Annotated in this window: 9 protein-coding genes; 3 read left to right on the forward strand and 6 right to left on the reverse strand. The window is 68.3% G+C overall.

Features of this window, described 5'->3' with window-relative positions; translation table 11 throughout:
- Together QZ994_RS17130 and QZ994_RS17135 are read left to right on the forward strand one after the other, a co-directional pair.
- Positions 1–564, forward strand: a 564-nt coding sequence (locus QZ994_RS17130; RefSeq protein ID WP_290874482.1) for an anti-sigma factor, incomplete at its 5' end; no start/stop codon positions are given.
- A gap of 99 nt (positions 565–663) precedes the next feature.
- The gene (locus tag QZ994_RS17135) at positions 664–1,203 is read left to right on the forward strand and encodes a DUF3455 domain-containing protein (protein WP_290874485.1); all 540 of its coding nucleotides are present in this window, start codon (positions 664–666) and stop codon (positions 1,201–1,203) included.
- Between the two features lie 101 nt (positions 1,204–1,304).
- On the opposite strand, the gene QZ994_RS17140 is transcribed toward QZ994_RS17135, so the two are convergent.
- The 4 genes from QZ994_RS17140 to QZ994_RS17155 form a co-directional block, all read right to left on the reverse strand.
- On the reverse strand, positions 1,305–1,520 hold the full coding sequence (locus QZ994_RS17140; protein WP_290874488.1) for a zinc-finger domain-containing protein: 216 nt from the start codon (positions 1,518–1,520) through the stop codon (positions 1,305–1,307).
- A gap of 16 nt (positions 1,521–1,536) precedes the next feature.
- A complete protein-coding gene (locus QZ994_RS17145) occupies positions 1,537–2,454 on the reverse strand; it encodes a branched-chain amino acid transaminase (protein ID WP_290874506.1) in 918 nt (305 codons plus the stop codon).
- 121 nt (positions 2,455–2,575) lie between these two features.
- Positions 2,576–3,715: an acetate/propionate family kinase gene (locus QZ994_RS17150; RefSeq protein ID WP_290874491.1), complete on the reverse strand. Its 1,140-nt coding sequence runs from the start codon at positions 3,713–3,715 to the stop codon at positions 2,576–2,578.
- A 13-nt stretch (positions 3,716–3,728) separates the two neighbouring features.
- Positions 3,729–5,120, reverse strand: coding sequence for a bifunctional enoyl-CoA hydratase/phosphate acetyltransferase (locus QZ994_RS17155; protein WP_290874494.1), 1,392 nt, complete (start codon positions 5,118–5,120; stop codon positions 3,729–3,731).
- 187 nt (positions 5,121–5,307) lie between these two features.
- On the opposite strand from QZ994_RS17155, the gene QZ994_RS17160 reads away from it, so the two are divergent.
- Positions 5,308–6,855 (forward strand): methyl-accepting chemotaxis protein, encoded by a 1,548-nt coding sequence (locus tag QZ994_RS17160; protein WP_290874497.1) that lies wholly within the window; start codon positions 5,308–5,310, stop codon positions 6,853–6,855.
- A gap of 12 nt (positions 6,856–6,867) precedes the next feature.
- On the opposite strand, the gene QZ994_RS17165 is transcribed toward QZ994_RS17160, so the two are convergent.
- Positions 6,868–7,341 carry a GNAT family N-acetyltransferase gene (locus QZ994_RS17165; RefSeq protein WP_290874500.1) on the reverse strand — a complete coding sequence of 158 codons (474 nt, stop codon included), beginning with the start codon at positions 7,339–7,341 and terminating at the stop codon, positions 6,868–6,870.
- Between the two features lie 70 nt (positions 7,342–7,411).
- The gene (locus QZ994_RS17170) at positions 7,412–7,909 is read right to left on the reverse strand and encodes a hypothetical protein (RefSeq protein WP_290874503.1); all 498 of its coding nucleotides are present in this window, start codon (positions 7,907–7,909) and stop codon (positions 7,412–7,414) included.
- Positions 7,910–8,367 lie beyond the last annotated feature (458 nt).

Consider the following 8,367-nt stretch of genomic DNA (forward strand, 5'->3'; position numbering starts at 1 on the left):
GTGCAGGCCCCTGTGGCCCCCTCCCCCGCCGTGTGGGATGGCATCGAGCGTCGCCTCTTCCCGGACGCGGCCTCGGCCCGCGGCGCCATGGACCAAGCCACCCAGGGCCTGGTGCGCTGGTGGCAGAAGCTGGTGCTGTGGCAAGGTGCCACGGCCATGGCCACGGTCGCGGCCGTGTCCCTGGGCCTGCTGCTGAGCCAGCCCGGCCCGGTGCAGCCGCCCATCGTCGTGGTGATGGCCGCCCAGCCGGATGCCGCCAAGCCCGGTGTTCAACCGGTGGGCTTTGTGGCCAGCGTGGGCGGCGATGGCCGCAGCCTGGTGCTCAAGCCCCTCAACGAAGGCCAGCAGGTGGCGCTGAACAAGGCGCTGGAGCTGTGGGCCGTGCCCGCCCAGGGTGCGCCGCGCTCGCTGGGCCTGGTGTCGGCCCAGGGCGCAACCACGGTGATGCGCGCCCAGTTGCTGAAAGAAACCGCGGCCTTTGCGGTCAGCGTGGAGCCGCCGGGCGGCTCGCCCACCGGTGCGCCCACAGGCCCCATCATTTCCGTGGGCAAGCTGCAAATTTGATGGCGGACGGTGCATCCGGATGGCAAGCCGGGGCGTAGTACAGGCATCGGCCCACCCAGGGCCGTGTCACTCACCCCGTCCTCTGCCCAGGAGCACCCCATGAAACGCACCGCCATCCTCACCAGCCTGACCGCCCTCTCCACCCTGGCCGCCTGCGGCCTCTACGGCCAGATGGTCGACAACAGCAGCCTGCCCGAACCCGTGCGCGTGCCCGCGGGCCAGATGCAGTCGATGTTCACCTCGGCCGTGGGCGAGCTCACCTACGAGTGCCGCGAGAAGAAAGACATGGCCGGCGCCTACGAGTGGGCCTTCGTCGGGCCCATGGCCACGCTGCGCAACCGCGCAGGCGAGAAGGTCGGCACCTACTACGCCGGCCCCACCTGGGAGTCGCTGGACGGCAGCAAGGTCACCGGCAAGCAGCAGGCCGTGGCCCCGGGCATGGCCGGCGCCATCCCGCTGCAACTGGTCAAGGCCAACCCGGCCACCGGCCAGGGTGCCATGGTGGGCACCAGCTACATCCAGCGGCTGAACACCAAGGGTGGCGTGGCCCCCACTCTGGCCTGCGGCATGGGCGAAAAAGGCCAGCGCCAGACCGTGGCCTACAGCGCCGACTACGTGTTCTACAAGCCCGCCATGTGAGGCGAGGTTCAAGCCGCCTGTCCAGCCTTCACCGGCTGGACCATGAAAAAAGCCCGGCACATGACCGGGCTTTTGCACTGGAGGGGCGATCTGCCGGGCGCTCAGTGCCCGTGGCCGATGTGCTCGCCTTCCTTGACCTTGTAGACGGTGCCGCAGTAAGGGCACTTGCCTTCGCCGGTCGTGGCGACGTCGATGAAGACCTTGGGATGGGTGCTCCACAGCGCCATCTTGGGGTTGGGGCAGAAGACCACGCCGGGGCCTTGCACGTCGGCGGCCGTCACTTCGACCACAGCCTTGGGGGTTTGCGCGTTGCTCATGACGGGATGCTCCTGATCAGACCTTGGTCAGCCACTCGGCGTACTTGGGGTTGCGGCCGTTGACGATGTCGAAGAAGGCCGTCTGGATCTGCTCGGTGATGGGGCCACGGTAGCCGCGGCCGATCTCGATGCGGTCGAGTTCGCGGATCGGGGTCACTTCGGCGGCGGTGCCGGTGAAGAAGGCCTCGTCGGCGATGTAGACCTCGTCACGGGTGATGCGCTTCTGCACGACTTCCAGACCCAGGTCCTTGGCGATGTGGAAGATGGTGTTGCGGGTGATGCCGTTGAGGGCACCGGCCGACAGGTCGGGCGTGTAGATCACGCCGTTCTTGATGACGAAGAGGTTCTCGCCCGCGCCTTCGGAGACGAAACCGGCGCTGTCGAGCAGCATGGCTTCGTCGTAACCGTCGTCCGTGGCTTCCATGTTGGCCAGGATGGAGTTGGTGTAGTTGCTCACCGCCTTGGCCTGCGTCATCGTGATGTTGACGTGGTGACGGGTGTAGCTCGAAGTCTTGACGCGGATGCCGCGCTTGAGGCCTTCTTCACCCAGGTAGGCGCCCCAGGTCCAGGCGGCCACCATGAGGTGCACCTTGGCGCCCTTGGGGCTCACGCCCAGCTTCTCGGAGCCCAGCCAGACCAGGGGACGGATGTAGCCGCTTTCCAGGTTGTTGGCCTTGACCACGTCGAGCTGCGCCTGGCTGACCTCTTCTTGCGTGAAGGGCATGGGCATGCGCAGGATCTTGGCGCTGTTGAACAGGCGCTCGGTGTGCTCGCGCAGGCGGAAGATGGCCGGACCGTTGACGGTGTTGTACGCGCGTACGCCTTCGAAAGCGCCGCAACCGTAGTGCAGCGTGTGGGTGAGCACGTGGATGTTGGCGTCGCGCCACTCCACCATCTCACCGTCCATCCAGATCTTGCCGTCGCGGTCGTCCATCGACATGGGGAAATTCCTTTCGGGGACATGTTTGGTGGCCCGCAACCGATGCGGACCCTCTCAGCCAACACCACCGGCTGTCCATGCGTTCGGTGGAACTTTTGATTGTAGCGCCACGGATTCAGCCCAGGGCGGGCCAGACCAGGCGGCGGGTGTGGCGGGCGATCATCCGCTCTTCGTCGGTGGGGATGACCCACAGGGCGACGCGGCTGCCCGGGGGGCTCAGGCGTTGCGCCTGGCCATCGGCCAGGCCGGTGGCGGCCGCGTTGGCGGCCTCGTCGATCTCGGCGCCCAGCCAGGCCGCGTCGTGCGCCACGCGGGCGCGCAAGGCGGCTGCGTGCTCGCCGATGCCGGCGGTGAACACGATGGCATCGACCCCGCCCAGCACGGCGGCCAGGGCGCCCACCTCGCGCTGGATGCGGTAGGCATACAGGGCCAGGGCCTCGGCGGCCTCGGGTGCGGGGCTGTCCAGCAGGGTGCGCATGTCGGCAGAGAGGCCGGAGACGCCCAGCAGGCCGGACTCGCTGTAGAGCAGGTGCTCGATCTGGCGGGCGTTCAGGCCGCGTTCGTCCATCAGCCAGAGCAGCACGCCGGGGTCGATGTTGCCGCAGCGGGTGCCCATCATCAGGCCGTCGAGCGCGGTGAAGCCCATGGAGCTGGCCAGGCTGCGCCCCCCGCGCATCGCGCAGGCGCTGGCGCCGTTGCCCAGGTGCAGCACGATGGTGCGGCCTTGTGCGGCCACCGGGTCGACCTCGGGCAGGCGCGAAGCGATGTACTCGTAGGACAAACCGTGGAAGCCGTAGCGCCGCACACCGGCCTCGTGCAGGTCGCGCGGCAACGCAAAGCGCTGGGCAACCTCGGGGTTGCCGGCGTGGAAGGCGGTGTCGAAACAGGCCACCTGCGGCAGGCCGGGCTGCAGTCGCCCCAAAGCCGCCGCGGGCGAGAGGTTGTGCGGCTGGTGCAGCGGGGCCAGGGGCGTGAGCGTGGCGAGTTCGGCCAACACGCTGGCATCAAGGCGGACGGCGTCGTGGAACCGGCGCCCGCCGTGCACGATGCGGTGGCCCACCGCGGCCAGCTGGTGGCCCTGCAACCGGGCCGGCAGGTCGGCCAGCAGGCGGGAGAGGGCGGCGTCGTGCTCGGCCGGGTCGGCGCCCAGGTGGTCGAGCTGGCCGTGGGCCAGCAGGCGAAGGTCGCTCACGGCAAAGGCCGAGAACTTCAGGCTGGAGGAGCCTGCGTTGAAGACGGCGATGGCTTGGGTCATGGCAGGCGGGGGCTCATGCCGAGGGCTTGGGCGCCATCTGGTGGTGGGCCAGCAACTGCATCACGGCGGCCGAGGCCAGTCGGGTGCGCACGGAATCGGCGCGGCTGGTCAGCACGATGGGCACGCGGGCCCCCAGCACGATGCCGGCGCTGTCGGCGCCAGCCAGGTACTGCAGCTGCTTGGCCACCATGTTGCCGGCCTCGAGGTTGGGCACGACGAGGATGTCGGCCTGGCCGGCCACGGGCGAGACGATGTGCTTGGTGCGCGCGGCCTCCAGACTCACGGCGTTGTCGAAGGCCAGGGGGCCGTCGACCAGGCCGCCGGTGATCTGGCCTCGGTCGGCCATCTTGCAGAGCATGGCGGCGTCGATGGTGGCGGGCATGTCGGGGTTGACGGTCTCGACCGCGGCCAGGATGGCCACCTTCGGGCACGCCACACCCAGCACCTGGGCCAGGTCGATGGCGTTCTGCACGATGTCGCGCTTGTCGCGCACGGTGGGCGCGATATTGATGGCCGCATCGGTGACCAGCAGCATGCGCGGGTAGGCGGGCACGTCCATCACGAAGACGTGGCTGACGCGGCGGGCCGTGCGCAGGCCGTTGGCGGCGACGACGGCGCCCATGAGTTCGTCGGTGTGCAGGCTGCCCTTCATGAGGGATTGCACCTCGCCGCTGCGGGCCAGGGCCACGGCCGCATCGGCGGCGGCATGGCTGTGCTCGGTCTCGACCAGGCGGTAGGGCGAGAGGTCGATGCCCACGGCACGGGCGACGGCCTCGATCTTGGCGCGCGGGCCGACCAGCACCGGCTCGATCAGGCCATGGCGGGCGGCCTCGATGGCGCCCATCAGCGAGTCGGCATCGCAGGGGTGGACCACGGCGCAGCGCGCAGGCGGCAGGGCTTCGCAGGCGCGGAAGAATCGGCCGAAGACGTCGTGACGCCGCAGCACCACGCTGCTGGCATCGCGCTCGTCCACGGTGAGGGCCTGCGCCGGTGTGCGCACCGTGACCTCGCCGCTGAGCAGGCAGTCTTCGCCCCGTTGGACACGGCAGGCGATCACCAGGGTGTCGGGTGCCTGGCGGGCCTGCACGGTGATGGCCGCCTGCAGCACATCGCCCGTGGCCACCTGGCCGCTGTAACGCAGGGCATGGCCGAGGATGGTGGTGCCCGGCCCCGGCAGGCGGCGCTTGAGCAGGCTGTGCACCAGGGCCTCGGCGCTCACGGCCTCGCAGCGGGGCTCGGGAGCGAGGCTGGCGCCCTCTGCGTCGCCCCAGGCCGGGCCGAAGGCGTTGACCTCGCCCGAGACGAGCGCGAGCAACTCGACCTCGTCACGCGTGACGGTGTGCTGGAGCGACACGGTGTCGCCCACCTGGATCTGGTCAAAGGTGAGGTTGGTGACGGCGTTCATGGCGAGGGTGGCGGGCAGAGGACGATGAGGGCATTCACAGCATAGGCTGGGCGCGGTGGCCACACTGTGTCAAGGCGCACAAGGTCGTTTGACTTGGATCAGCTGGCTCAAGAACTCCCGACAGTGGCCGAAAACGAGACACGTGCTCAAGGCACCTGACACAACTTCAAGCAAGCCGGAGACAAAAGTGATCCACATTTCTCGACGACTGCTGTGGCTGACGGCCGCAGCCCTCCTGCTCATGGCCCTGCTCGGCGTGGCCGGTCTGTTCAACCAGAAAAAGGCCCTGGAGGCGAGCCGCGAGGAGCAGATCCGCAACCTGCTGAACATGGCCGTCCACCAGATGGACCATTTCCATGCAATGGAGAAGGCCGGCACCTTGTCGAGAGACGAGGCGCAGCGACAGGCCAAGGCGGCCCTGACCGCGCTGAACAACGGCTTGAAGAGCTATGTGTTCGCCCGCACGCCGGAAGGCCTGACCCTGGTGCACATCGACCCCAAACGGGTCAACACCCAGGTGCCCGCCAAGATGCCCGATGGCCGGACCGACACCGAGGCCTACACCCAGGCCATGGCCGCATCCTCCGATGGCATCGGCTTCGTGCACCTGCTGCTGCAGCGTTCGGGCGAAAACTTCTACCGTGAAAAGGTCAACGGCATCGTGGCTTACGCACCATGGGGCTGGTGGCTGGGCACGGGCTTTTTCAGCACCGACATCGAGGCCGAGTTCAACAAGGGCGCGATGCTGTCCGGCGGCTTGCTGCTGCTGGCACTGGGCCTGCTGGGTGGGCTGTCGTGGCACACGGTCCGCGGCGTGCACCAGGCATTGGGCGGGGATCTGGCCACGGCCTGCGAGGCCTCACAGCGCATCGCGGCAGGCGACCTCTCGCAGGACGTCCCCCTGAGCCCGGGCGACCGGCACAGCCTGCTGGCCCACCTGGCGCAGATGCAGGCCCGCCTGAGGGAGATCGTGCATGGCATCCGCCATGGCGCCGATTCGATCAACACGGGCGCGGCCGAGATCGCGGACGGCACGATGAACCTGTCTCAGCGCACGGAAGAGCAGGCCGCGGCCCTGCAGGAAACCGCGGCCAGCATCGAGCAGATGGCCGACACGGTGCGACTGAACACGCAGAATTCGGCGCAGGCCCACGCGCTGGCCGATGGGGCCTCGGATCTGGCCATCAAGGGCTCGGAGGTCGTTGCCAGCATGGTGTCGACCATGGGCGGCATCCACGAGAGCGCGCGCCGCATCACCGACATCATCAGCGTCATCGACGGCATCGCCTTTCAGACCAACATCCTGGCCCTGAACGCCGCCGTGGAAGCGGCCCGTGCGGGTGAGCAAGGCCGCGGCTTTGCCGTGGTGGCGGCCGAGGTGCGCACCCTGGCCCAACGCAGCGCCTCGGCGGCCAAGGAGATCACCCAGCTGATCCAGGAGTCGGGCGAGAAGGTCGAAGCGGGGGTGGCGTTGGCCGGCAAGGCGGGCGAGACGGTCAACGAGATGCGGCAGGCCGTGACCCATGTGTCGGGCCTGGTGCGGGAGGTCTCGGCCGCGACGACGGACCAGAGCCATCGCCTGGACCAGATTTCGGCCGCAGTGGCCCGGCTGGACATGAACACGCAGCAGAACGCGGCCCTGGTGGAGCAGTCTGCAGCCGCCTCTCAATCGCTGTCCCAGCAGGCCAACGTGCTGCAGGGCTCGGCAGCGGTTTTCCGCCTGCAGACGGCCTGACCCGGCGCAGGCTCAGCGCCCCGGCGGCAACTCGGCTGGCAGGCTGAGCCGGTAAGGCACCATGCCCGAAGCCGTGAAGCCTTCGCGCTCGTAGAAGCGGCGTGCGGCGTCGTTGTGGGCGTCGGTGAGCAGGGTGAGGCGCCGGCAGCCATGCCATCGCGCCTGTTCGCGCACGCCGTGCAACAGCAGGCTGCCCAGGCCCTGGCCACGCAGCTCGGGGCGCACGATCACGTCTTCCAGCAGGCCGACGCGCTCGCCCAGGGCGGTGGAGACGGTGAAGAGCAAGGTCGCCATGCCCAACACCTCGCCGTGGCGGCGCACGACCACCACCATGCCCAACACCGGGTCGCTGATGATGCGGCTCAGGCCGCGGCGCTGGGCTTCGGCATCGGGCTGGAATTCGGCCTCCTGCGTGAACAGGGCGTGCAAAAGCCCGCACAGGGCGGGCAGGTCTTCGAGGGTGGCGGGGGTGACGACGGTGGGCATGGCGGCCTGCCCAGGCTGAATCTGCAGGCAGTGCGTGGATTGTGCGCCATGGGGCGCAGGCCGCCCCCCGTCAACCGATGATGTTCAGGTACTGGCCGACGGTCTTGGCGCCGTCGACGGCGTAGGCAGCGATGGCGCCGGCGGCATCGTCGATGCCGTTGACCACCGAACCGACGCCGGACTCGACCGCGTCGACCGCGTCGCCCACGGAGTGGGTGACGGCGTCCACGGCCTGGCCGATGCTGGTCTCGAGTTCGCTGGCGTAATCACCCAGCGCCTCGACACCATGGGCCACGGTGTCGTAGGCCGAGACGGCGGCGGCCTGGATGTCCTGCGCCTCGGTGATCGTGCCGTGGTACAGCGCCTTGGCCGCGTCGCTCACGAAGCTCACGGCGGAATCGGCCATGGCGGCAACCGGGCCCGCCTCGGTGTTGCTGGCCGTCGTGCTGCTGGCCGCCGCGGAGGTGGCCGTGGCAGCGGTGGAGGCGCCGGTGGTGGACGCGCTGGCCCGGGCCTTCTGGTAAGCACCGGCGTGGTAGGTGTTGTGTTGGCTCTGGATCGTGGTCATGGTGCGTCCTCATGAGGGGCAAGGGGGCGGGCTGGCGGCCTGCACCCTGGATATGGACAGGTTAATGCGCCCACCCTCCGGGCAGCACTGAAATACCATGACATTCACCCCACAAACCCGAACAAGTCAAATCAGACATATTCGGAAACAGAGCGACACGCACGGGACATCATTTGAAATTGGGCGCCTTATGCCACAGATATCGGCGCTTCAGACCCATTCACCCAAGGCGTTTCACAAAACTTTGCAATACCTTCACGGGAGAGGCCTTCTATATCAAACATGAAATCAAATTGAATTTCTATACTGGTTTTCATCAGCCCCGCCAGCCATTTGAAAGCCCTGCCGTGTTCACCCTGACCCACGCCATCTCGCACAAGTCGCAACCCCGCTTCGCCCTGCCCATGGGCCGCCTCCCACTGGCCGCAGCCTTGTGTGGCCTGAGCCTGCTGGCGGCC

Source organism: Aquabacterium sp., from assembly GCF_021768455.1.
GTDB lineage: Bacteria > Pseudomonadota > Gammaproteobacteria > Burkholderiales > Burkholderiaceae_C > Aquabacterium.